The 22,408-nt window shown below is 65.0% G+C and carries 21 protein-coding genes; 16 read left to right on the plus strand and 5 right to left on the minus strand.

Annotation, left to right across the window (positions count from 1 at the left end):
* Positions 1–73: 73 nt before the first annotated feature.
* The 3 genes from eno to ispD all read left to right on the plus strand — a co-directional run bounded on the left by eno (position 74) and on the right by ispD (position 2,421).
* On the plus strand, positions 74–1,363 hold the full coding sequence (gene eno, locus B2X67_RS01680; protein WP_282339783.1) for a phosphopyruvate hydratase: 1,290 nt from the start codon (positions 74–76) through the stop codon (positions 1,361–1,363).
* Positions 1,364–1,441: 78 nt separating this feature from the next.
* Positions 1,442–1,720 carry a cell division protein FtsB gene (ftsB, locus tag B2X67_RS01685; RefSeq protein WP_090226677.1) on the plus strand — a complete coding sequence of 93 codons (279 nt, stop codon included), beginning with the start codon at positions 1,442–1,444 and terminating at the stop codon, positions 1,718–1,720.
* Positions 1,717–2,421 (plus strand): 2-C-methyl-D-erythritol 4-phosphate cytidylyltransferase, encoded by a 705-nt coding sequence (gene ispD / locus B2X67_RS01690; protein ID WP_286784402.1) that lies wholly within the window; start codon positions 1,717–1,719, stop codon positions 2,419–2,421. The genes ftsB and ispD overlap by 4 nt, the downstream gene beginning before the upstream one ends.
* Positions 2,422–2,494: 73 nt before the next feature.
* Here ispD and B2X67_RS01695 read toward each other — a convergent pair whose 3' ends face one another.
* A complete protein-coding gene (locus B2X67_RS01695; RefSeq protein ID WP_286784403.1) occupies positions 2,495–3,400 on the minus strand; it encodes a LysR family transcriptional regulator in 906 nt (301 codons plus the stop codon).
* Positions 3,401–3,504: 104 nt separating this feature from the next.
* Between B2X67_RS01695 and B2X67_RS01700 the strand changes: the two genes are divergently transcribed.
* From B2X67_RS01700 to rpoS, 8 genes are all read left to right on the plus strand, one after another.
* The gene (locus tag B2X67_RS01700; protein WP_286784404.1) at positions 3,505–4,617 is read left to right on the plus strand and encodes an S-(hydroxymethyl)glutathione dehydrogenase/class III alcohol dehydrogenase; all 1,113 of its coding nucleotides are present in this window, start codon (positions 3,505–3,507) and stop codon (positions 4,615–4,617) included.
* A gap of 127 nt (positions 4,618–4,744) precedes the next feature.
* The gene (fghA, locus tag B2X67_RS01705; RefSeq protein ID WP_376747716.1) at positions 4,745–5,590 is read left to right on the plus strand and encodes an S-formylglutathione hydrolase; all 846 of its coding nucleotides are present in this window, start codon (positions 4,745–4,747) and stop codon (positions 5,588–5,590) included.
* Between the two features lie 324 nt (positions 5,591–5,914).
* Positions 5,915–6,388 carry a 2-C-methyl-D-erythritol 2,4-cyclodiphosphate synthase gene (ispF, locus tag B2X67_RS01710; protein ID WP_282339772.1) on the plus strand — a complete coding sequence of 158 codons (474 nt, stop codon included), beginning with the start codon at positions 5,915–5,917 and terminating at the stop codon, positions 6,386–6,388.
* Positions 6,385–7,431, plus strand: a complete 1,047-nt coding sequence (gene truD, locus B2X67_RS01715; protein WP_286784406.1) for a tRNA pseudouridine(13) synthase TruD — start codon at positions 6,385–6,387, stop codon at positions 7,429–7,431. Before ispF ends, truD begins: the two co-directional genes overlap by 4 nt.
* Positions 7,431–8,183 (plus strand): 5'/3'-nucleotidase SurE, encoded by a 753-nt coding sequence (surE, locus tag B2X67_RS01720; RefSeq protein WP_286784407.1) that lies wholly within the window; start codon positions 7,431–7,433, stop codon positions 8,181–8,183. The genes truD and surE overlap by 1 nt, the downstream gene beginning before the upstream one ends.
* A gap of 38 nt (positions 8,184–8,221) precedes the next feature.
* Positions 8,222–8,857 carry a protein-L-isoaspartate(D-aspartate) O-methyltransferase gene (locus tag B2X67_RS01725; protein ID WP_175534335.1) on the plus strand — a complete coding sequence of 212 codons (636 nt, stop codon included), beginning with the start codon at positions 8,222–8,224 and terminating at the stop codon, positions 8,855–8,857.
* A gap of 176 nt (positions 8,858–9,033) precedes the next feature.
* Positions 9,034–9,894 (plus strand): peptidoglycan DD-metalloendopeptidase family protein, encoded by an 861-nt coding sequence (locus B2X67_RS01730; RefSeq protein WP_286784408.1) that lies wholly within the window; start codon positions 9,034–9,036, stop codon positions 9,892–9,894.
* A gap of 92 nt (positions 9,895–9,986) precedes the next feature.
* A complete protein-coding gene (gene rpoS, locus B2X67_RS01735) occupies positions 9,987–10,979 on the plus strand; it encodes an RNA polymerase sigma factor RpoS (RefSeq protein WP_282339763.1) in 993 nt (330 codons plus the stop codon).
* 453 nt (positions 10,980–11,432) lie between these two features.
* On the opposite strand, the gene fdxA is transcribed toward rpoS, so the two are convergent.
* The 3 genes from fdxA to B2X67_RS01750 all read right to left on the minus strand — a co-directional run bounded on the left by fdxA (position 11,433) and on the right by B2X67_RS01750 (position 15,341).
* A complete protein-coding gene (gene fdxA, locus B2X67_RS01740; protein WP_090226703.1) occupies positions 11,433–11,756 on the minus strand; it encodes a ferredoxin FdxA in 324 nt (107 codons plus the stop codon).
* A gap of 134 nt (positions 11,757–11,890) precedes the next feature.
* Positions 11,891–14,470, minus strand: a complete 2,580-nt coding sequence (gene mutS / locus B2X67_RS01745) for a DNA mismatch repair protein MutS (protein WP_286784409.1) — start codon at positions 14,468–14,470, stop codon at positions 11,891–11,893.
* 190 nt (positions 14,471–14,660) lie between these two features.
* The gene (locus B2X67_RS01750; RefSeq protein ID WP_286784410.1) at positions 14,661–15,341 is read right to left on the minus strand and encodes a dual specificity protein phosphatase family protein; all 681 of its coding nucleotides are present in this window, start codon (positions 15,339–15,341) and stop codon (positions 14,661–14,663) included.
* A 282-nt stretch (positions 15,342–15,623) separates the two neighbouring features.
* Between B2X67_RS01750 and B2X67_RS01755 the strand changes: the two genes are divergently transcribed.
* The 5 genes from B2X67_RS01755 (at position 15,624) to recX (ending at position 20,667) form a co-directional block, all read left to right on the plus strand.
* On the plus strand, positions 15,624–18,116 hold the full coding sequence (locus B2X67_RS01755; RefSeq protein WP_282339756.1) for a PAS domain-containing protein: 2,493 nt from the start codon (positions 15,624–15,626) through the stop codon (positions 18,114–18,116).
* Positions 18,117–18,416: a hypothetical protein gene (locus B2X67_RS01760; protein WP_286784411.1), complete on the plus strand. Its 300-nt coding sequence runs from the start codon at positions 18,117–18,119 to the stop codon at positions 18,414–18,416.
* Between the two features lie 147 nt (positions 18,417–18,563).
* Positions 18,564–19,064: a CinA family protein gene (locus B2X67_RS01765; RefSeq protein ID WP_286784431.1), complete on the plus strand. Its 501-nt coding sequence runs from the start codon at positions 18,564–18,566 to the stop codon at positions 19,062–19,064.
* Between the two features lie 83 nt (positions 19,065–19,147).
* Positions 19,148–20,194 (plus strand): recombinase RecA, encoded by a 1,047-nt coding sequence (recA, locus tag B2X67_RS01770; protein ID WP_090226715.1) that lies wholly within the window; start codon positions 19,148–19,150, stop codon positions 20,192–20,194.
* Positions 20,195–20,202: 8 nt separating this feature from the next.
* Entirely contained in the window at positions 20,203–20,667 is a 465-nt protein-coding gene (gene recX, locus B2X67_RS01775) for a recombination regulator RecX (protein WP_282339749.1), read from the plus strand.
* A gap of 382 nt (positions 20,668–21,049) precedes the next feature.
* Here recX and B2X67_RS01780 read toward each other — a convergent pair whose 3' ends face one another.
* Complete coding sequence (locus tag B2X67_RS01780) at positions 21,050–22,111, minus strand: TIGR00730 family Rossman fold protein (RefSeq protein ID WP_282339804.1); 1,062 nt, start codon at positions 22,109–22,111, stop codon at positions 21,050–21,052.
* Positions 22,112–22,408 lie beyond the last annotated feature (297 nt).

Below are 22,408 nucleotides of genomic sequence, written 5' to 3' on the forward strand. Positions count from 1 at the left end.
TGCGATCTAAACGCCGCCGCGCAGGTCTTTAGGATTCTCAGCCGCGTTTTCGTCAACTTCTGGAGTTACAAGAATGGCAAAGATCGTCGACATCAAGGGACGTGAAGTCCTCGACTCCCGTGGCAACCCCACCGTGGAAGCCGATGTGATCCTGGACAACGGTATCGTCGGCCGCGCCTGCGCGCCGTCGGGCGCTTCCACCGGATCGCGCGAAGCGCTGGAACTGCGTGACGGCGACAAGAGCCGTTACCTGGGCAAGGGCGTGCTCAAGGCCGTGGACAACATCAACGGGCCGATCCGCAGCCTGCTGCTGGGCAAGGACCCGGTCGAACAGGCCGCGCTGGACCGCGCGATGATCGAACTGGACGGTACCGAGAACAAGGCCAAGCTGGGCGCCAACGCGATCCTCGCCGTCTCCCTGGCCGCTGCCAAGGCCGCCGCCGAGGACCAGGACCTGCCGCTCTACGCGCACATCGCCAACCTCAACGGCACCCCGGGCGTCTATTCGATGCCGGTGCCGATGATGAACATCATCAACGGCGGCGAGCACGCCGATAACAACGTCGACATCCAGGAATTCATGGTCCAGCCGGTTGGCGCCAAGACTTTCGCCGACGCGCTGCGCATGGGCGCGGAAATCTTCCATCACCTCAAGGCCGTGCTGAAAGCTCGTGGCCTGAGCACCGCGGTGGGCGACGAGGGCGGCTTCGCGCCGAACCTGGAATCCAACGAAGCGGCGCTGTCGGCCATCGCCGAAGCCATCGCCAACGCCGGCTACACCTTGGGCACCGACGTGACCCTGGCTCTGGACTGCGCGGCCAGCGAGTTCTTCGAAGGCGGCAAGTACGACCTCTCCGGCGAAGGCAAATCCTTCGACGCCGCCGGTTTCGCCGACTACCTGAAAGGCCTGACCGAGCGCTTCCCGATCATCTCCATCGAAGACGGCCTGGACGAGTCCGACTGGGCAGGCTGGAAGATCCTCACCGACAAGATCGGCGAGAAGGTCCAGCTGGTCGGTGACGACCTGTTCGTGACCAACACCAAGATTCTCAAGGAAGGCATCGACAAGGGCATAGCCAACTCGATCCTGATCAAGTTCAACCAGATCGGCTCGCTGACCGAAACCCTGGAGGCCATCCAGATGGCCAAGGCCGCCGGCTACACCGCGGTGATCTCGCACCGCTCCGGCGAAACCGAAGACAGCACCATCGCCGACCTGGCCGTAGGCACCGCCGCCGGCCAGATCAAGACCGGTTCGCTGTGCCGCTCCGACCGCGTTTCCAAGTACAACCAGCTGCTGCGCATCGAAGAGCAGCTCGGCGGAAAAGCACCCTACAAGGGGCGCGCGGAGTTCCGCGGCTAACCAGCGCTGTGCTAAAAGGGCGGCCACGGCCGCCCTTTTTTGTCGCCGAATCTCATCAACCGCGGGCTCTATTTTCTGATGCGTAGTCCTTACTGGCTTTTCGTCGTGCTGATCCTGCTGCTGGCGGGTCTGCAATACCGACTCTGGGTCGGTGACGGCAGCCTGGCGCAAGTCACCGAGTTGAATCGCCAGATCAGCGATCAGAAGGGCGAGAACGAACGCCTGCTCGAGCGCAATCGCGTGCTCGAGGCTGAAGTGATGGAGCTGAAGAAAGGTACCGAGACCGTCGAGGAACGTGCCCGCCACGAACTCGGTATGGTCAAGGACGGCGAGACCCTCTACCAGTTGGCCCAATGAATTCCCTGCCGCACTTCTGGGTGGTGATTCCCGCCGCCGGCGTCGGCGCCCGCATGCGTGCCGACCGGCCCAAGCAGTACCTGCCGCTCGGCGGCCGGACGCTTCTCGAACACACCCTCGATTGCTTCCTCGATCACCCCGGCCTGCGGGGGCTGGTGCTGGCGCTTGGCTGCGACGATCCCTACTGGCCGACCCTGGGCTGCGCCGACGATCCGCGTATCCAGCGCGCCGACGGTGGCGCGGAGCGGGCGGACTCGGTGCTCAACGCGCTGGTGAGGCTCGAAGCCCTGGGCGCCGAGGTCGACGACTGGGTGCTGGTGCACGACGCCGCGCGGCCGAATCTCGCCCGCAGCGATCTGGACCGCCTGCTCGGCGAGCTGGCCGACGATCCGGTCGGCGGCCTGCTCGCGGTGCCGTCGCGCGACACGGTCAAGCTCGCCGGCGTCGACGGCAAGGTCGCCCGTACCCTCGACCGTCAACTGATCTGGCTCGCCTTCACCCCGCAGATGTTCCGCCTCGGCGCGTTGCGTCAGGCGTTGGAGCAGGGCTTGGCCAGTGGTGCGGCGATCACCGACGAAGCGTCGGCGATGGAGCTGGCCGGCGCTGCGCCGCGGCTGATCGAGGGCCGCGCCGACAACCTCAAGGTCACCCGCCCGGAAGACCTGGAGTGGCTGCGGCTGGCGTGGAAGCAAAAGGGCTGACCCGGCGTCGCCGGGCGACGGACTCGCCCTGAGTCCGGCGAAACCACCACCACACTCGGTTACTCCGCGGCCTTCAAACCACCAGCGCCTGGTACTCCGCTCTCTGCGCCAGACCGGTCTTCAGGGCCTGCACCAGTTGACCGACCTTGGGCGACAGAAAGCGTCGCTGCGGATAGACCGCCCACACCGCCGTGTTCGGCGGCTGGTGGTGCTCCAGCAGGCTGACCAGTTCGCCGCGGCGCAGCGGCTCCAGCACGTAGTAGTCCGGCAACTGGCACAGACCGAAACCGCGCAGCGCGGCGTCGAGCACCGCCTGGCCGCTGTTGCAGCGCCAGTTGCCGCTGGGCCTGAACGGATGCTCGCGGCCGCCGTCCTGAAGCATCCAGGTATCGCTGGTGCCGATCAGGCAGTTGTGTGCCGCCAGTTCCGACAGCGTGTGCGGGCGGCCGTAGCGCTCCAGGTAGGTGGGCGCGGCGCAGAGGTACATGGCGCGCGGTGCGAGACGGGTGGCGACCAGTCGCGATTCGCTCAGTCGCCCCAGGCGGATCGCCAGGTCGAAGCCTTCCTGAACCAGGTCGAGCGTGCGGTTGGACAGTTCGATTTCCACCCGCAGCTGCGGATGACGCGCCATGAATTCATTCACCAGCGGCACGATGAAGCGTTCGCCGTAGGCCACCGCCGCGGTCATGCGCAGCAGTCCGGTGGGCGCGCCCTGCAGGTCGCCGACTGCGAGGAAGGCGGCGTCACGTTCCTCGATCAGCCGCTGGCAGCGGGCAAAGAAGGTCTGCCCGGCTTCGGTCAGCGAGACCTTGCGCGTGGTGCGGTAGAGCAAGCGTGCCTGCAGGCGTTCCTCCAGGCGCGCCACCTGGCGGCTGACGTGGGAGGAGGACACCCGCAGTCGCTCGGCGGCGCGCAGGAAGTTGCCGCATTCGGCAACGGCGACGAACTCGTCCAGGCCTTCCCAGCGGTGTGCGTTCATCGATTGTCCCTGTATGGCAATAAAGTTTCCTTGGATCATCCATTATCCCAGCCTGCGCGTGAATTACACTCTCGGTTTACTGCTCAACCCCGAGAGATTTCGCCATGATCAAATCCCGCGCCGCCGTGGCCTTCGCGCCGAACGAACCCCTGAAGATCGTCGAAGTGGACGTCGCGCCGCCGAAGGCCGGCGAGGTGCTGGTGCGCATCGTCGCCACCGGCGTCTGCCACACCGACGCCTACACGCTGTCCGGCGCCGACTCCGAGGGCGTGTTCCCGTCGATCCTCGGCCACGAAGGCGGCGGCATCGTCGAAGCCGTGGGCGAGGGCGTGACCTCGGTGAAGGTCGGCGACCACGTCATCCCGCTTTACACCGCCGAATGCCGCGAGTGCAAATTCTGCAAGTCCGGAAAGACCAACCTGTGCAGCTCGGTGCGCGCCACCCAGGGCAAGGGCCTGATGCCGGACGGCACGTCGCGTTTCTCCTACAACGGCGAGCCGATCTACCACTACATGGGCTGCTCGACCTTCTCCGAATACACCGTGCTGCCGGAAGTCTCGCTGGCGGTGATTCCCAAGGAAGCGCCGCTGGAGAAGGTCTGCCTGCTCGGTTGCGGCGTGACCACCGGCATCGGCGCCGTGCTCAACACCGCGAAAGTGGAAGAGGGCGCCACCGTGGCGATCTTCGGCCTCGGCGGCATCGGCCTGGCGGCGATCATCGGCGCGAAGATGGCCAAGGCCTCGCGGATCATCGCCATCGACATCAACCCGGCCAAGTTCGACGTGGCCCGCGAGCTGGGCGCGACCGACTTCGTCAATCCGAAGGACCATGACAAGCCGATCCAGGACGTCATCGTCGAAATGACCGATGGCGGCGTGGACTACAGCTTCGAGTGCGTCGGCAACGTGCAACTGATGCGTGCGGCGCTGGAATGCGCGCACAAGGGCTGGGGCGAGAGCGTGATCATCGGTGTGGCCGGCGCCGGCCAGGAAATCAGTACCCGTCCGTTCCAGCTGGTAACCGGCCGCGTCTGGCGCGGTTCGGCATTCGGCGGCGTGAAGGGTCGCACCGAGCTGCCGAGCTATGTGGAGAAGGCGCAGAGCGGCGAGATTCCGCTGGATACCTTCATCACCCACACAATGGGTCTGGAGCAGATCAACGAGGCCTTCGACCTGATGCACGAAGGCAAGAGCATCCGCACCGTCATCCATTACTGATAGCTGCAAGCGACAAGCTTCAGGCAACGGGTGGTCCAGCGCCCCTCGACGCCTGCGGTTCTTTCGTAGGGTGCGCTATGCGCACCGCTAACCCCCTGGTGCGCGTGGCGCACCCTACGGAGTGGTCATGAGCCTCGAAATCGTTTCCAGCAACAAGAGCTTCGGCGGCTGGCACAAGCGCTACAAGCACCGTTCTTCCAGCCTCAACTGCGACATGGTGTTCGCCGTCTACCTGCCGCCGCAGGCCGAGCAGGGCGCCAGCCTGCCGGTGCTCTACTGGCTCTCCGGGCTGACCTGCACCGACGAGAACTTCATGCAGAAGGCCGGCGCGCATCGGCTGGCGTCCGAGCTCGGGCTGATCATCGTCGCCCCGGACACCAGCCCGCGCGGGGAAGGCGTGGCGGATGACGCCAACGGCGCCTACGACTTTGGCCTCGGCGCCGGCTTCTACCTCAATGCCACCCGGCAGCCCTGGGCGAAGCACTACCGGATGTACGACTACGTGGTCGCCGAGCTGCCGGCGCTGATCGAGGCCAACTTCCCGGTCTCCGACAAGCGCGGCATCGCCGGACACTCCATGGGCGGGCACGGCGCGCTGGTCTGTGCGCTGAAGAACCCCGGTCGGTACCAGTCGCTGTCGGCTTTCGCGCCGATCGCCAACCCGATGAACTGCCCATGGGGCGAGAAGGCTTTCTCCCACTATCTGGGCGAAGACCGTTCGCGTTGGCGCGAGTGGGATGCCAGCGTGCTGATCGCCGATGCGACGGAGAAGCTGCCGATCCTCATCGATCAGGGCGACCGCGACGATTTCCTGGTCAACCAGCTCAAACCGGAAGCCCTGCAGGCGGCGGCTTCGGCGGCGTCGCATCCGCTGCAGTTGCGCCTGCAGCCGGGTTACGACCACAGCTACTACTTCATCGCCAGCTTCATCGACGATCACCTGCGCCATCATGCGCAGTTCCTGAAGGGGTAAGCCATCGGGGCGTGACGGGTTCCGCTGCGCGCCGCCCGCCCCCGATTCGTGATTGCCGCAGTCGGCCTTGAATCTGGAAGCCGATCTCGGCGCCCTGGGCTTCATCCGCGTCGACACGCCAGAAGGCAAACGACGCCCGGCCGGGTCACCGAGGGCGCGCGTCCCGCGGTGACGATCTTCCCGGCCAATGCGCAATCCGTCAGCCATCGGCCCGGTTTCGCGCCCCGTTATCGAGGAGCCGGCACGCGCTTTCGGAAGGCTGCCGCGCTGGCATTCGCGCTTTCCTTTAGAATCACGGGCTGACTTTCCCAAGGTTACTTTTCCATGCGTATTGGCCACGGCTACGACGTGCACCGCTTCGGCGAGGGCGATTTCATCACCCTCGGCGGGGTGCGCATTCCTCATCGTTTCGGGCTCGTCGCCCACTCCGACGGCGACGTGCTGCTGCACGCGCTGAGCGACGCGTTGCTCGGTGCGGCGGCGCTCGGTGACATCGGCCGGCATTTTCCCGACACCGATCCGCAATTCAAGGGCGCCGACAGTCGCGCGCTGCTGCGCCACGTGCTGCGACTGGTCGCCGAGAAAGGCTGGAAGGTCGGCAACGTCGACGCCACCATCGAGGCCCAGGCGCCGAAGATGGCGCCGCACATCGAGACGATGCGCGCGCTGATCGCCGAAGACCTGCAGGTCGCGCTGGATCAGGTCAACGTCAAGGCCACCACCACCGAGAAGCTCGGCTTCGTCGGCCGCGAAGAAGGCATCGCCGTGCATGCGGTGGCGCTGTTGCTGCCGCTATGACCGAACTCGAACTGCTCGGTCCGCGTGCCCATGGCGAACCCTGCGGGCATGCGCTGCTCAAGGAGACCGCCGAAGACTTCCAGGTCGACGAGGCGCTCGACATCCCGCTGACGGGCGAGGGCGAGCACCTCTGGCTGTGGGTGGAAAAGCGCGGTCTGAACACCGAGGAAGCGGCCCGGCGAATCGCCAAGGCCGCCGGCGTACCACTGAAAATGATCAGCTACGCCGGTCTCAAGGACCGCCAGGCGCTGACCCGCCAATGGTTCAGCCTGCACCTGCCGGGCAAGGCCGATCCCGACCTCGGCGCTGCGGAAAGCGACAGCCTGCGCATCCTCGAGCGGACACGCCACACGCGCAAACTGCAGCGTGGTGCACACGCCGCCAACGGCTTCACCCTGCGCCTGACCGCCCTAGAGGCCGACCGCGACGCGCTCGAGGCGCGTCTGCAGCGCATCGCCGCCGAGGGCGTGCCGAACTATTTCGGCCTGCAGCGCTTCGGCCACGAGGGCGGCAACCTGGCGGGTGCCCGGGAGTTCGCCCGCCGTGGCGAGATGCCGGAACAGCGCAACCTGCGCTCGCGGATGCTTTCGGCGGCGCGCAGCTACCTGTTCAACCGCATCGTGGCCGAGCGTGTCGCCGCGGGCAGCTGGAGTCGGGCGCTGGTTGGCGATCTGCTGGCCTTCACCGACAGCCGGAGCTTCTTCCCTGCCGGTGAGGCCGAGTGCGCCGATCCTCGCCTGGCGGTTCTCGATCTGCATCCCACCGGCGCGCTCTGGGGCAAGGGCGAATCGCCGGCCGCTGCCGCCGTGCAGGCCCTGGAGAATGGCGTGGGGCAACGCGAAGCGGCACTGTGCGATTGGCTGGCCAATGCGGGCATGGCGCACGAACGGCGAATCCTGCGCCTCCCCATCGGCGGCCTGGCATGGCATTATCCCCGGCCTGACATTCTGCAACTCGAATTCGTCCTGCCGGCTGGATGCTTCGCCACCGCCGTGGTGCGCGAGATCGTCGATCTCTCGCCGGCAGGGCAGACGGACCTCTAATGCGTATTCTGATCGCCAACGACGACGGGGTTTATGCGCCCGGCCTCGCCGCGCTGCATGGCGCGTTGTCGGATTTCGCCGCGTGCTCGGTGGTCGCACCGATCCAGGACATGAGCGGCGCCAGCAGCGCGCTGACCCTCGACCGTCCCCTGCATCCCATCGTCATGCCCAACGGCTTCATCGGCCTCAACGGCTCGCCCACCGACTGCGTGCACCTGAGCCTCAACGGCTTGCTCGCCGAAGCGCCGGACATGGTCGTCTCAGGGATCAACCTGGGCGCCAACCTGGGCGACGACGTGCTCTATTCCGGCACGGTAGCCGCGGCCATCGAAGGCCGTTTCGCCGGCAGCCCGGCGTTCGCCTTCTCGCTGGTTTCCCGCCGTCCGGACAACCTGCCCGCCGCGGCCGCCATCGCCCGCCGGCTGGTGGAGCAGCATCACACTCTGGATCTGCCTCCACGTACCGTGCTCAGCGTGAACATTCCGGACCTGCCACTGGAGCAGATCCGCGGCATCCAGCTGACCCGCCTCGGCCACCGGGCGCGGGCCAAGCCGCCGGTGAAGCAGGTGAACCCGCGTGGCAAGGAGGGCTACTGGATCTCGGTTTCCGGGGACGCCGAGGACGGCGGGCCCGGCACCGATTTCCACGCCGTGACGCAAGGCTATGTGTCGATCACGCCGTTGCAGCTGGACCGTACGTTCCATGAAGCCTTCAAAGGGCTCGACGGTTGGCTGGAGGGCTTGCTGCGATGAAGCGCGAACACGACGACGCCATCCATCGTGGCACCGGCATGACGTCCCAGCGCACCCGCGACCGGCTGATCCAGCGGCTGTACGAGGAAGGGCTGTCCAATCCGCATGTCCTCGAAGTGATCCGTCGCACGCCGCGCCATCTGTTCGTCGACGAGGCCCTGGCGCACCGCGCTTACGAAGACACCGCGCTGCCCATCGGCCACAATCAGACCATCTCCCAGCCGTTCATGGTCGGCCGCATGACCGAACTGTTGCTGGCTGCCGGCCCGCTGGACAAGGTATTGGAGATCGGCACCGGCTCGGGTTACCAGACGGCCGTGCTCGCCCAACTGGTCGAGCGGGTGTTCTCGGTGGAGCGCATCCAGACCTTGCAGGACCGCGCCAAAGAGCGCCTCGTCGAACTCAAATTGCGCAACGTGGTCTTTCGCTGGGGGGATGGCTGGGAAGGCTGGCCGGCGCTGGCGCCTTACAACGGCATCATCGTCACCGCTGCCGCCGCCGATGTGCCCCAGGCGCTGCTGGATCAGCTGGCGCCGGGTGGACGCCTGGTGATCCCGGTCGGCGCGGGCGACGTCCAGCAACTGATGCTGATCGTCCGCGAAGACAACGGTTTTTCCCGCCATGTACTGGATGCGGTGCGCTTCGTTCCGCTGTTGAACGGTCCGCTGGCCTGAATCGCTCTGGAAGGATCCATGGATAACGCTTTTCCGCTACATCGGGGCATGTCTTCGGGTCTGCCCTCAGTTCTTCTCTCTTCTGCTCCCGTGGTTGCTGCCGGCGAATTTGTATCGATTCGTTTCCATGGCTGTCAGCTGGCGGGCGTTTATCACATTCACGCTGGGAGCCTCGGGTGAGCGCTACGAACAGGCAGCTCAAACGCGGTGGCTTGTGGGTCCTCGGCGGTTTGCTCATCGGCGCGCTTCTCGGCGGTTGCGCCAGTTCGTCTTCGAGCGGCGTGCAGGTCGTCGATCGCAACAAGAGCGGTGCCAGCTCGCGGCAACCGGTTACCAGCGGCCAGTACACCGTTCAACGCGGTGACACCCTGTTCTCCATCGCCTTCCGTTATGGCTGGGACTGGAAGGCGCTGGCGGCGCGCAACGGCATCCCGCCGCCCTATGTCATCCGCCCCGGTCAGAAGATCCGTTTTGGCAACGGCGCCAGCCAGCCTGCCGCGCCAACGGCGGTCGCCAGCGCGAATACCCCCGTCGTGACCACCATGCCGACGCCCAGCGCGCCGGTGCTGATCGTTCCGCAACCGGTAACCGGAACTCCGGCCGCCGCGCCCCGGCCTGTGGCGCCGACTGTGGCGACCACTCCGATGCAGTCCGTGGACCGTTCTCCCAGCGGCTGGGCATGGCCCGCAAACGGCGTTTTGATCGGTAAATTCTCATCAAACGGTAGTTTGAATAAAGGAATTGATATAGCAGGGGAATTGGGCCAGCCTGTTTTAGCTGCGTCTGATGGCTCTGTGGTGTACGCCGGCAGTGGATTGCGGGGTTACGGCGAACTAGTAATCATCAAGCATAGCGATACCTATGTGAGTGCCTACGGCCACAACCGGAGGCTCTTGGTGCGGGAGGGAGAGCAGGTCAAGGCCGGGCAAACCGTTGCCGAGATGGGATCCACCGGAACCGACCGGGTGAAGCTCCACTTCGAGATTCGCCGTCAAGGCAAGCCAGTCGATCCTCTGCAATATTTGCCGCGTCGCTGATCTGCAAGTACCTCCTGCGGAAATGAATGAGTCGGGCCCACCACGGAAAGGTGGCCGAACTCATTGTCGAACTCAGCAGAAGGACAACAAGAATGGCGCTCAACGAAGAAGCCACCGGGTTTGATGTCGACGAAGATGTGTTGCTTATGGAATCGGCTCTGGTTCTTGATGAGGCACCACACGATGAACCTGACAAACCGACCAGATCGAAAGCGGCAGCCACCAAGCAGCATAAGTACATCGACTACACACGGGCGCTGGACGCCACTCAGCTCTACCTCAACGAAATCGGTTTCTCCCCACTCCTGACCCCCGCAGAAGAAGTTCATTTCGCGCGCCTCTCGCAAAGTGGCGACCCCGCGGGGCGCAAGCGCATGATCGAGAGCAACCTGCGCCTGGTGGTAAAAATCGCTCGTCGCTACGTCAACCGTGGCCTGTCTCTGCTGGATCTGATCGAGGAAGGCAACCTCGGCTTGATCCGCGCCGTGGAGAAGTTCGATCCGGAGCGTGGTTTCCGTTTCTCTACCTACGCCACTTGGTGGATTCGGCAGACGATCGAACGCGCGATCATGAACCAGACGCGCACCATTCGCCTGCCGATCCATGTGGTCAAGGAACTGAACGTCTACCTGCGCGCCGCGCGTGAGTTGACGCAGAAGCTCGATCACGAGCCCTCTGCCGAGGAAATCGCCGGACTGCTCGAGAAGCCGGTGTCCGAGGTCAAGCGCATGCTCGGCCTCAACGAGCGGGTGACGTCGGTGGATGTCTCGCTGGGCCCGGATTCCGGCAAGACCCTGCTCGAAACCCTCACCGACGATCGTCCCTCTGATCCGTGCGACCTGCTGCAGGACGATGACCTTTCGCAAAGCATCGATCAGTGGCTATCCGACCTCACCGACAAGCAGCGCGAAGTGGTGGTCCGCCGCTTTGGCCTGCGCGGCCATGAAGGCTCCACGCTGGAGGAGGTGGGCCAGGAAATCGGTCTCACCAGGGAGCGGGTTCGGCAGATTCAGGTCGAAGCGCTGAAACGCTTGCGGGAGATTCTGGAGAAGAACGGTCTCTCCAGCGATTCTCTGTTCCAGTAGCGTGGATGCAGCAGCAAAGACCCGACGTTAAGTCGGGTTTTTTGTGAGTCAATGTAAGTAATTGCTTACGTAGATGTAAGTATAAAGAGATAAAACGATAAGTCTTTCGCGGAAATATGCTGAGAGAAAAACGGTAATTATTTGTTTTATAAAGTATTTATTTTTAAGAAAGCATTTTTTTCTGAATCGATTTTGGATATTGGGCTGATTGCCGTTGTCCCGCAGCAGGATATGATCGCGCCGTGCTCAGGGAAATAGAGCACAGGTCGGTAAGGATGCCGACCCAGGACACTCGCAGGATTGCGAGGCATCAGGATGATGATGGGACAGGCAGGGACTAGGGATAAAAGTGGGCGGGGTCAAACCCGCCCCTTTTTTGTCTGCAGGAAAGTGTGCGTTTTCCAGATCCAATAAAAAGGCCCGCATGTGCGGGCCTTTTTCATGGCGGGGCGATCAGCGCTCGAGGTGCTGGAGCTTGTCCTTCACACCATCCCATTCCTCGGCGTCAGGCAACGCTTCCTTCCGCTCGGTGATGTTCGGCCAGATCTCCGCCAGTTCGGTGTTCAGCTCGATGAACTGCTGCATGCCGTCCGGTATTTCATCTTCGGAGAAGATCGCCTGCGCAGGGCATTCCGGTTCGCACAGGGCGCAATCGATGCACTCGTCCGGATGGATCACCAGGAAGTTCGGACCTTCGTAAAAGCAGTCCACCGGACAGACTTCCACACAGTCGGTGTATTTGCATTTGATGCAATTGTCGGTGACGACGAAGGTCATTCAGGTTCTCTCCTCAGACTACGGCTGCGATCCTCTGCTGGGACGTTGCAGCTCGATAAGTGATGACCTCGGCTCAGGCGGGGGCCGGGCAATCCTAAAGCGCGCAGGATTCTAACAGCTTGCTTGCGTCGCTGTTAGAGCCGCTGCTTCCATTCATATAACAGCTGCATAGCATGCCGCGGTGTCAGCTCGTCCGGATTGATCCTCGCCAACTCATCGAGAATCGGATGCGGCAGGCTGGCGAACAAGTCGTTCTGCACTGGAACCAGGGGTTTTCCGGGCTCCTGGCGCGGTGCTTCATGCGGCAGGCTGGTGACTTCAAGGCGCGCCAGATGCTCCTTGGCGCGTCCGATCACGTCGCCGGGGACGCCCGCCAGCTGCGCGACCGCCAGGCCATAGCTCTGGCTGGCGGGGCCAGGCAGGACGTGATGGAGGAAGACGATCCGCTCGTTGTGCTCGGTAGCGTTGAGGTGGACGTTGGCGACCACCGGTTCGCTTTCCGACAGCACCGTCAGCTCGAAGTAGTGAGTGGCGAAGAGCGTGTAGGCGCGTAGCCGAGCCAGGTGTTCGGCCGCCGCCCAGGCCAGCGAGAGGCCGTCGAAGGTGCTGGTGCCGCGGCCGACTTCGTCCATCAGCACCAGGCTGCGGTCGGTGGCATTGTGCAGGATGTTGGCGGTTTCGCTCATCTCGACCATGAAGGTCGAGCGGCCGCCGGCGAGGTCGTCGGAGGAACCGATGCGGGTGAAGATCCGGTCCACCAGCGACAGCTCGCAGCGCGCCGCGGGTACGAAGCTGCCGATGTGCGCCAATAGCACGATCAACGCCGTTTGCCGCATGTAAGTCGATTTACCGCCCATGTTGGGGCCAGTGATCACCAGCATGCGGGTGCCGTTGTCGAGCGACAGGTCGTTGGCGACGAACGGCGTTTCCAGCACCTGTTCGACCACCGGATGACGGCCCTGCTCGATGCGCATGCAAGGTTCCTCGACGAAGCGCGGTCGGTTCAGGTCGAGGTTCAACGAACGCTCGGCGAGGTTGCTCAGCACGTCCAGCTCAGCCAGCGCGGCGGCGGTGTCCTGCAGCGGTGCGAGTTGCTCGATCAGCAGTTCCAGCAGTTCCTCGTAGAGCAGCTTCTCGCGGGCCAGCGCGCGGCTCTTGGCCGACAGCGCCTTGTCTTCGAAGGCCTTGAGCTCGGGCGTGATGAAGCGCTCGGCGCCCTTGAGCGTCTGACGGCGGATGTAGTCGGCCGGTGCCGACTCGGCCTGCTTGCTCGGCAGTTCGATGAAGTAGCCGTGCACGCGGTTGTAGCCAACCTTCAGGTTGGGCAGACCGGTGCGCGCCTTTTCCCGGGTTTCCAGGTCCATGAGGAACTGTCCGGCGTTCTCGCTGAGCGACAGCAGCTCGTCCAGCTCGGCGTCGTAGCCCGTCTTCAGCACGCCGCCGTCACGGATGACCGCCGGCGGGTTGTCGATGATCGCGCGTTGCAGCAGGTCGGCGAGTTCCGGATAGGTGCGGATGCTCTGTGCCAGTTGCAGCAGGTGGTCGGCGACCAGATCGTGCATGCCGTTCTGCAGTTCCGGCAGGGCGCTGAGTGCGTCGCGCAGGCGTGCCAGGTCGCGCGGGCGGGCGTTGCGCAGGCCGATGCGGGCGAGTATGCGTTCGACGTCGCCGATTTCCTTGAGCTGCGGTTGCAACTGCTCGAACCGATAGCGTTCCAGCAGGCAGGTGATGGAATCCTGGCGCGCCTCGAGCACCGTGCGGTCGCGCAGCGGGCGGTTCAGCCAGCGCGTCAGCAGGCGGCTGCCCATCGCGGTCTGACAGCGGTCCATCACCGATTGCAGGGTGTTGTCGCGACCGCCGGAGAGGTTGGTGTCCAGCTCCAGATTGCGCCGGCTGGCGCCATCGAGGATCACCGTGTCGTCGAGCCGCTCGTGGCGCAGGCTGCGCAGGTGCGGCAAGGCGGTGCGCTGGGTTTCCTTGGCGTAGCCGAGCAGGCAGCCGGCAGCGCCGATGGCCAACGTCAGGTTTTCGCAGCCGAAGCCCTTCAGGTCCTGGGTGGCGAACTGCTGGCAAAGGCTCTTGAAGGCGGAGTCGCGGTCGAAATCCCAGGGCGCGCGGCGGTGCGAACCGCGGCGCTTTTCGGCCGGCAGCCCCTGTGGCCAGTCATCCGGAATCAGCAGCTCGGCCGGGTTCAGCCGGTCCAGTTCGGCCAGCAGGTTCTCCCAGCCGGCGATTTCCTGAACGCTGAAGCGACCGCTGGAAATATCCAGCACCGCCAGGCCGAACAGGCGCTCGTCGCCGAGCACGGCCATCAGCAGGTTGTCGCGGCGCTCGTCGAGCAGTGCCTCATCGCTGATGGTGCCCGGCGTGATGATGCGCACCACCTGGCGTTCCACCGGGCCCTTGCTGGTGGCCGGATCGCCGATCTGCTCGCAGATCACCACCGACTCGCCGAGCTTGACCAGCTTGGCCAGGTAGCCTTCGGCAGAGTGATGCGGGATGCCGCACATCGGTATCGCCTGGCCGGCCGACTGGCCGCGCGCGGTGAGGGTGATGTCGAGCAGCTTGGCGGCTTTCTTCGCGTCTTCGTAGAAGATCTCGTAGAAGTCGCCCATGCGATAGAACATCAGTTGGTCGGGGTGCTGGTTTTTCAGCGACCAGTACTGCTGCATCATCGGCGTATGTGCCGAAAGATCCTTGTTTTGCTTTGCCATCAGTGACTTAGGGATTCTGAAGGGTTGCTGGGGAAGGGCGGCGCGCGGTCGGAGAGCGGCGCCGGATCACCCGGAAGACAATACAGCGGCTGGCTGCGGCGATGGCGAAGATTACCACGGGCGATCTGGCGCCAGCAGGTACAGGGGGCTACGCGCGGTACGGATCAGCGCCCGCGCAAAGCGCCCGATGTCAGTCCGCGCTGGCCTCGACGCGTTGCTGCAGCCAGCCCTGTACCAGGCAGGTGGAAAAGGGCGAGGTACTGCAGTCGCCATTGGCCAGCGCCCGTCGAATCGCCGGAGCGTCGGCGCTTTCCACGTAGGCGATGGCATCCTCCATGCGTCGCGGGTCGCCGAAGCCGCCGTGCTGCATTTCATCCAGCGCCGCCTGTTTGCTCCAGCCCTCGATCACCTGGCGGTACATCGCCGCCATCAGGCCGGTGCGGTCGCGGCCGTGCTTGCAGTGGATAAGCACCGGCCCGTTCGCCTGGGCGCGTTGTACGGCGCGCAACACCTCGATGACGTCGGCATCGTCGACGCGATCCGCGTGCAGCGGAATGTTCACCCGCTGTACGCCGGAGTCGCCGAGCCAGGGCGCGTCGCTGTCCTCGATGAAGCTGATCACCGTTCGTACCCCGAGCTTTTCCAGCTGCTGGCGGTTGGCGCGCGCCGGTAGCGCGCTGCGATAGAGGGTGGGAGACATCCGATAGAGGTTGAACGTCCCGTTCAGGGGCGTCGCCCAGGTTGGCGCGCGGGCGCCGCCCGTTTCGCCGGGCGTGGTGGCGGCGAAGCCAGGCAGCGAGGCCAGCAGCCCGCAGAGCAGCATCGCCCAGGCTGACGGGAAGAGGCGGGTCGGGATTGATACGAGTCTCATGGAACGCTCCTGGTGGGTCGGGAGCGATCCTGTCGCAGGGGCTGTGAAGCGCCGATGATGAACGGGTGAAAATTCTGTAGTGAGCGCCCGTCGGGCAGTTTCATCGTTCAATCGTCGGAAGGCGCCATTATCGGGGCGCGGGTGGGTGTTCAGCCTGTGTCGGCGCCCGATACAGTGATCCAGGGGCAACGCCAGCGGCCGTCGGCATGCGTCGTCCGCAGCGCCGGTAAGCGCCCATAGAAGTACTGAGTGCCCATGGATGGCTAATTGAGGGGAACGGCGATGGACGATTCATCAGTACACGAGGATGGCTCTGCGATCCGGATTCTTGGCTCGCGCCCCTCCCGTGTGCCCGACTTCGAGCGTGAGAACCGTGCCCTGGCGGAACTGGCGGACGCCATGGCGGAAAGTCCGGCAACCGTTCTGCAGAGGCTGGTCGAGCTGGTGGTCGAGACCTGCAAGGCGGATTCCGCCGGTGTCAGCATTCTCGAGACGGACGCTGCGGGCGTGGAGTGGTTCCACTGGCACGCCGTCGCCGGTTGCTGGGCGCCGCGGGTGGGAGGGCGGATGTCGCGTTTCGCCAGCCCCTGCGGCGAGGTGATCGACCGCGACACCAGCCTGTTGCTGCGCGATCCGGGCCGGCGCTACGCGGGCGCCGCGCTAATCGATCCACCGGTCATCGAGCTGCTGCTCACGCCGTTTCATGTCCAACACCAGCCGATCGGCACGCTCTGGGCAGTCCGCCACGATCCGGACGGCCAGTTCGATGCCGAGGACTTGCGCCTGCTCACCAGCCTGTCGCGCTTCGCCTCGGCGGCGCATCGGGCGATCAGTGCCGCCACCGAGCTGCGCGCCAGCGAGGCGCAGTTCCGCGCGTTGGCCCAGGCAATGCCGCATCACGTGTGGATGGCGCTGCCCAACGGTCTGCTCGACTGGTTCAACGAGCGCATCTACGACTATACCGGGGCCACGCCGGGAGACCTGGAGGGCCACGGCTGGCGGCACATCATGCATCCCGCGGACATGCCGCAGACGGCCGAGCGCTGGCAGGCGGCGCTGCTCAATGGCGACACCTACGAAGCCGAATTCCGCCTGCGTCGGCGCGATGGTGTGTACCGCTGGCACCTGACCCGCGCACTGCCGGTGCGCGACGAGCAGGGCGCGATCATCCGCTGGGTCGGCACCAACACCGACATCGAAGAGCAGAAGACCGCGTCCCAGGCGCTGGCCCGGCTCAACGAGACGCTTGAGCAGCAGGTCGCGGAGCGCACCGCCGATCGCAACCGCCTCTGGCAGCTGTCCGGCGACATCATGACCCTGTGCCGTAAGGATGGAACCCTGCTCGCCGTGAATCCTGCCTGGACGCGCGTGCTCGGCTGGAGCATGGAGGAATCCGTCGGCCGCAACGCGCTCGACTTCGTGCATCCTGACCACCAGGAGCGAGCCCGGCAGGACATGAGCCTCGTCGAGGACGGCGCGAGTATTTCCGGCATCGACAGCCAGATGCTGCACAAGGACGGCGGCCACCGCTGGATCACCTGGGGGGCGGTCTTCAGTGACGGGGTGATCAGCGGCGTGGGGCGCGATTTCACCGCGGACAAGGCGCGCGCCGAGGCGCTGCATCTCGCCGAGGAACAGCTGCGCCAGTCGCAGAAGATGGAGGCGATCGGCCAGTTGACCGGCGGCATCGCGCACGACTTCAACAACCTGCTCACCGTGATCATCGGCTCGCTGGACATGCTCAAGCGGCGTCTGGACGCCCAGCGCAGCGACGGCATCGAGCGCTTCATGGACGCGGCGTCCTCGGCCGCACAGCGGGCCGCGGCGCTCATCCACCGCCTGCTAGCCTTCGCCCGCCGGCAATCGCTGGACACGCGGCCGTGCAACGTCAACCTGCTGATCGAGGGCCTCGACGACATGCTCAGGCGCACCCTGGGCGAGCGCATCAGCCTGGAGACCGCGCTGCACCATAACCTCTGGCACGCCCTGAGCGACGCCAACCAGTTGGAAAGCGCGCTGGTAAACCTCGCCATCAACGCCCGTGACGCCATGCCCACGGGCGGCCACCTGAGCATCGACACGGCGAACACGGTGCTCGACGACTCCTACACCTCGGGCCTGGAGGCGGTGTCCAGCGGCGAGTACGTGGTGATCTCGGTGTCCGATACCGGCTCGGGCATGTCTGCGGAAGTGCTCGCCAAGGCCTTCGACCCGTTCTTCACCACCAAGCCGCTGGGGCAGGGCACCGGGCTGGGGCTGTCGATGATCTACGGCTATGCCAAGCAGTCGGGCGGCCACGTCAGGATCTACAGCGAAGTGGGTCGCGGCACCACGGTGAAGCTCTACCTGCGCCGCGCGCCGGATGAGCAACTGCCGCTGGAAGTCGAATCGCCCCGCGCGCCCTACGGTCTGGGCGAAACCGTACTGGTGGTGGAAGACGAGGCCAGCGTGCGCATGCTGATTACCGAGGTGCTCGACGTGCTCGGCTATCGCTACCTCGAGGCGGCGGATGCGAAGGCCGCCCTGGCGCTGCTCGGGCGCGAGCCGCAGATCGACCTGCTGGTCACCGACGTCGGCCTGCCCGACATGAACGGCCGCCAGCTCGCCGATATCGCCCGCGAAGGTCGCCCGGGACTCAAGGTGCTGTTCGTCACCGGCTATGCGGAGTCCACCTCGGTGCGCGGTGGGCTGCTCGCCGAGGGCATGGAGATGATGACCAAGCCGTTCGCGCTGGATGCGCTGGGCAGCAGGATCCGCGAAATGCTCGAAGGCTGAATGGCGTTCCGACGAGCTGCAAGCCGTCTGGCAGGCCTGGCTGAACTTCACCGTCGCCGCTCCGGTCATTTGCGTGAACGCCAATTCCGGCGTCTAGCGGAGAGTGTGGAGATGGTGGTAAGGGTCGAAAGAGTAGAAGGCACGCAGCCGTTGTGGCGGCTCTATCTCAACGATTTCTACTTCGTCTGCGCCAGCCATGAAGAAGCCCAGGCGCTGAAGTACAAGGCACTTGCCGCTAATCAGTCGCTGTACAGCGCGCCCACGGCCGCCGCGGTGCGGGAGATTGAGGTGCTGTCCTGATCCTCGGCGCTGTTGCTGGTTCATCCTGGACCGCTTTGCAACGGAGGATGGCCCGGGTCTGGTGCCCGCGCACAACGAAGATGCCCCTGATCTGATCGGCGCCGCAACTGAGGTAGGGTATGCATGCCCGACCCTGCGGAGAACGCCATGGACACGCTTACCGATCTTGCCCGGCAACTGGGCGAGTGCCTGAAACCACTTGCCGCCCAGGTCACCACCGCCGAATCCTGCACCGGTGGCGGCATCGCCGAAGCCATCACCCGCATCCCCGGTAGCTCCGCCTGGTTCGAGGCCGGCTACGTCACCTATTCCAATACCCAGAAAACCGCCCAGCTCGGGGTTCCGGTCGAACTGTTCGCGCGGGTTGGCGCGGTCAGTCGTGAGGTCGTCGAGGCGATGGTGCGCGGCGCCTGTAGCCGCAGCGACGCGCGTTTCGGCGTGGCGGTGAGCGGCGTCGCCGGCCCGGACGGCGGTTCCCCGGAGAAGCCGGTCGGCACCGTATGGCTGGCCTGGGCGGACGGCGAACGGCTGTTCGCGCAACGCCGGCAATTCCCTGGAAATCGCGACCAGGTTCGCCACGCCACCGTGCAGGCCGCCCTCGAAGGATTTATCCGACTAGCTGCCGGAGAAAATCCCGAGCGGGGGTAGGCGACCGGCCAACCCTGTGCTCTAATACTGGCTACTTATACAGTTGTCGTGGCCTCTGGCCCACTTGAATCGAGAGGACTTCAATGGACGAGAACAAGAAGCGCGCCCTGGCTGCGGCCCTTGGCCAGATCGAAAAACAATTCGGCAAGGGCGCGGTGATGCGCATGGGCGATCATGATCGCCAGGCCATTCCCGCCATCTCCACCGGCTCGCTGGGCCTGGACATCGCGCTCGGCATCGGCGGCCTGCCGAAGGGCCGGATCGTCGAGATCTACGGCCCGGAATCCTCGGGCAAGACCACCCTGACCCTGTCGGTGATCGCCGAAGCCCAGAAGCAGGGCGCGACCTGCGCGTTCGTCGACGCCGAGCACGCCCTCGACCCGGACTACGCCGGCAAGCTCGGCGTCAACGTCGATGACCTGCTGGTCTCGCAGCCGGACACCGGCGAACAGGCCCTGGAAATCACCGACATGCTGGTGCGCTCCAACGCGGTCGACGTGATCATCGTCGACTCCGTGGCCGCTCTGGTGCCGAAGGCCGAAATTGAAGGCGAGATGGGCGATACCCATGTCGGCCTGCAGGCTCGCCTGATGTCCCAGGCCCTGCGCAAGGTCACCGGCAACATCAAGAATGCCAACTGCCTGGTCATCTTCATCAACCAGATCCGCATGAAGATCGGTGTGATGTTCGGCAGCCCGGAAACCACCACCGGGGGTAACGCGCTGAAGTTCTACGCCTCGGTGCGCCTGGACATCCGCCGTACCGGCGCGGTGAAGGAAGGCGAGGAAGTGGTCGGCAGCGAGACCCGCGTCAAGGTCGTCAAAAACAAGGTGGCACCGCCGTTCCGCCAGGCCGAGTTCCAGATTCTTTACGGCAAGGGCATCTACCGCAACGGCGAGATCATCGACCTCGGCGTGCAACTCGGTTTCGTCGAGAAGTCCGGCGCCTGGTACAGCTACCAAGGCAACAAGATCGGCCAGGGCAAGGCCAATGCCGCCAAGTTCCTGGAAGACAACCCGGAAATCGGCAACGCCATCGACAAGGCGATCCGCGACAAAATGCTGGTCGCACCGTCCGACAGCAAGGCCTCTGCGGTCGCGGCCGACGAGACGGCCGACATCGACCTCTGAGTCACGGCATGCCCGTCGTCCTCGACACACCGGTCGCGGTACGCCGGGCGGCCATGGATCTGCTCGCGCGGCGTGAACACAGCCGCGTCGAGCTGACCCGAAAGCTGCGCAAGCGCGGCGCCCCTCCCGAACTCATCGACAGCGCATTGCAACGGTTGGCCGAAGACGGCCTGCTCAGCGACGCTCGCTACCTGGAAAGCTACGTTTCGAGCCGCGCGCGTGCCGGTTACGGGCCGCAGCGCATTCGCGAAGAACTGGGCCAGCGTGGATTGCAGCGCGACGATATCGAACAGGCGATGCAGCGGTCGAACATCGACTGGAGCGAAAACCTGCGCGACGTCTGGCAGCGCAAGTTTCGTGGCCAGCTTCCTACCGATGCCCGCGAGCGCGCCCAGCAGGGGCGGTTTCTCGCCTACCGCGGTTACTCCCTGGAAATGATCGGCCGGCTGCTACGCGGCGCCCTGGACGATTGAGCTGCCACCTTCGGTGGTCTCGGCATTCAACAGGTGCTTCGTTCCTGCATGGCCGCCGCCAGGTCTGGCGGACATTTCTCCTGCTCACCCATCGATCTCGCCCCCCGCCACCGACAACGGCCGTACCGGCGGCGCGGTGGAAAAAGCTTCGTTGTCAGGTTTCGTCAGCGCAGTCGCATCTGCCTCAGGATCGCGCACCCGGCAAGGACGATCCGGCCGTATCGCCCAGGAGTGCCTTGCAGGAAGGAATGACTTCGCATGATGGGCGAGGCCTGACTGAGCGCTTGTCGCTCGGGCGGCTGCGCGTGCATGACCTTGAAAGCCTGCCAAGCGCCAACAGGCGTCCTTGCGGAACGCCGGCTGACGTGGGCGAACGGCCCGATCAGCGCTTCGCCCAGTGCTCAGGGCGATTGACGAAGTCCAGCAACTCGCGCAGGCGGCCGTGGTCGCGGCCGGTGAAGGCGAAGACCAGCCACGTCAGCTGGCTGAGCTCCGGTTCATCCTGTTCGGTCTCGTCGTAGGGCAGTTGCTCGAAGCTGCCGCTCAGGCACAGGTCGGTGAAGTCCTGGCGCAGCCGGTCGAGCGCGGCTTCGCTGAGTGAATGGCGCAGGCGCAGGACATAGCGGTTGTTCAGCCAGCGGCTGGAGTGGAAGTTGCGATAGAACTGGTCGATTTCGTCCGCCGCGTCCGCCACGTTGTTCACCAGGCGCATCAGCTTCATGTCGCCCGGCAGGATGTAGCGGTTGTCGCCCAGTTGCCGGCTGATGAACTGCAAGGCGTCCCGCCAGTAGCTGCCGGCGGGCTCGTCCAGCAGGATCACCGGGACCAGCGGGCTTTTCCCGGTCTGGATCAGGGTCAGCACTTCCAGCGCCTCGTCCAGCGTGCCGAAGCCGCCCGGGCAGAGCACCAGGGCATCGGCCTCCTTGATGAAGAACAGTTTGCGAACGAAGAAGAAGTGGAACGACAGCAGGTTCCCGGTGCCGTCGACGGTCGCGTTGGCGTGCTGTTCGAACGGCAGCGTGATGTTCAGCCCCAGGCTGTGATTCAGGCCGGCGCCTTCGTGGGCGGCCGCCATGATGCCGCCGCCAGCGCCGGTGATGACCATCTGCCCGCGCTGCGCCAGGGTCGCGCCCAGTTCGCGGGCCAGCGCGTACAGCGGATGCTCGATGGGCGTGCGCGCCGAGCCGAACACGGTGACTTTGCGGCGGCCCTTGAACTGCGCGAGCGTGGCGAAGGCGTGCTCCATCTCGCGCAGGGTCTGCAGCATGATCTTTGCGTCCCAGCGGTTGCGGTCGGCCTGGGCCATGCGCAGCACGGTGGCGAGCATCTCGCGGTACAACGGCAGGTTGCGGCTGTTTTCCGGGACGCGGGCCTCGACCAGTTCTTCGAGGCGTCGCTCGAACTCCTCCTCGCTGTGGGCGAGCGGGGAGCGGGCTTCTTCGATGGGATGGGTCACGCAACTTCTCCTTCGTCGTCCGGCCATCCACGGGCGCGAAACGGCATTGACGCCAGCGAGCCCGTACAGCGGTCGGGCTGAGCGGATGGCCCACACGGGGGGGCGGAATCGCGCCGGCGTTCGAATCGGGTTTTGTCGGCCTCGCACCCATCGTGGGGGGCGTAGGCCGTCAGGGCAGATCGAAACGCGCGTCGTGCGGCGCCGCAAAAGACGCCTCGGACGATGAGTGTTGACGCGCTTCGATGGGCCTCAGTTTACCCGCGTGGGGCAGAGGGTTCAGCAGGC

Origin of the sequence: Pseudomonas sp. UBA3153 (assembly GCF_002364635.1) — a bacterium.
GTDB lineage: Bacteria > Pseudomonadota > Gammaproteobacteria > Pseudomonadales > Pseudomonadaceae > Pseudomonas_O > Pseudomonas_O kuykendallii.

Excerpts from the sequence above, each read along its gene's own strand:
- eno (WP_282339783.1), top strand. The coding sequence starts at position 74 with ATGGCAAAGATCGTCGACATCAAGGGACGTGAAGTCCTCGACTCCCGT.
- ftsB (WP_090226677.1), top strand. The coding sequence starts at position 1,442 with ATGCGTAGTCCTTACTGGCTTTTCGTCGTGCTGATCCTGCTGCTGGCG.
- ispD (WP_286784402.1), top strand. The coding sequence starts at position 1,717 with ATGAATTCCCTGCCGCACTTCTGGGTGGTGATTCCCGCCGCCGGCGTC.
- B2X67_RS01695 (WP_286784403.1), bottom strand. The coding sequence starts at position 3,400 with ATGAACGCACACCGCTGGGAAGGCCTGGACGAGTTCGTCGCCGTTGCC.
- B2X67_RS01700 (WP_286784404.1), top strand. The coding sequence starts at position 3,505 with ATGATCAAATCCCGCGCCGCCGTGGCCTTCGCGCCGAACGAACCCCTG.
- fghA (WP_376747716.1), top strand. The coding sequence starts at position 4,745 with ATGAGCCTCGAAATCGTTTCCAGCAACAAGAGCTTCGGCGGCTGGCAC.
- ispF (WP_282339772.1), top strand. The coding sequence starts at position 5,915 with ATGCGTATTGGCCACGGCTACGACGTGCACCGCTTCGGCGAGGGCGAT.
- truD (WP_286784406.1), top strand. The coding sequence starts at position 6,385 with ATGACCGAACTCGAACTGCTCGGTCCGCGTGCCCATGGCGAACCCTGC.
- surE (WP_286784407.1), top strand. The coding sequence starts at position 7,431 with ATGCGTATTCTGATCGCCAACGACGACGGGGTTTATGCGCCCGGCCTC.
- B2X67_RS01725 (WP_175534335.1), top strand. The coding sequence starts at position 8,222 with ATGACGTCCCAGCGCACCCGCGACCGGCTGATCCAGCGGCTGTACGAG.
- rpoS (WP_282339763.1), top strand. The coding sequence starts at position 9,987 with ATGGCGCTCAACGAAGAAGCCACCGGGTTTGATGTCGACGAAGATGTG.
- fdxA (WP_090226703.1), bottom strand. The coding sequence starts at position 11,756 with ATGACCTTCGTCGTCACCGACAATTGCATCAAATGCAAATACACCGAC.
- mutS (WP_286784409.1), bottom strand. The coding sequence starts at position 14,470 with ATGGCAAAGCAAAACAAGGATCTTTCGGCACATACGCCGATGATGCAG.
- B2X67_RS01750 (WP_286784410.1), bottom strand. The coding sequence starts at position 15,341 with ATGAGACTCGTATCAATCCCGACCCGCCTCTTCCCGTCAGCCTGGGCG.
- B2X67_RS01755 (WP_282339756.1), top strand. The coding sequence starts at position 15,624 with ATGGACGATTCATCAGTACACGAGGATGGCTCTGCGATCCGGATTCTT.
- B2X67_RS01760 (WP_286784411.1), top strand. The coding sequence starts at position 18,117 with ATGGCGTTCCGACGAGCTGCAAGCCGTCTGGCAGGCCTGGCTGAACTT.
- B2X67_RS01765 (WP_286784431.1), top strand. The coding sequence starts at position 18,564 with ATGGACACGCTTACCGATCTTGCCCGGCAACTGGGCGAGTGCCTGAAA.
- recA (WP_090226715.1), top strand. The coding sequence starts at position 19,148 with ATGGACGAGAACAAGAAGCGCGCCCTGGCTGCGGCCCTTGGCCAGATC.
- recX (WP_282339749.1), top strand. The coding sequence starts at position 20,203 with ATGCCCGTCGTCCTCGACACACCGGTCGCGGTACGCCGGGCGGCCATG.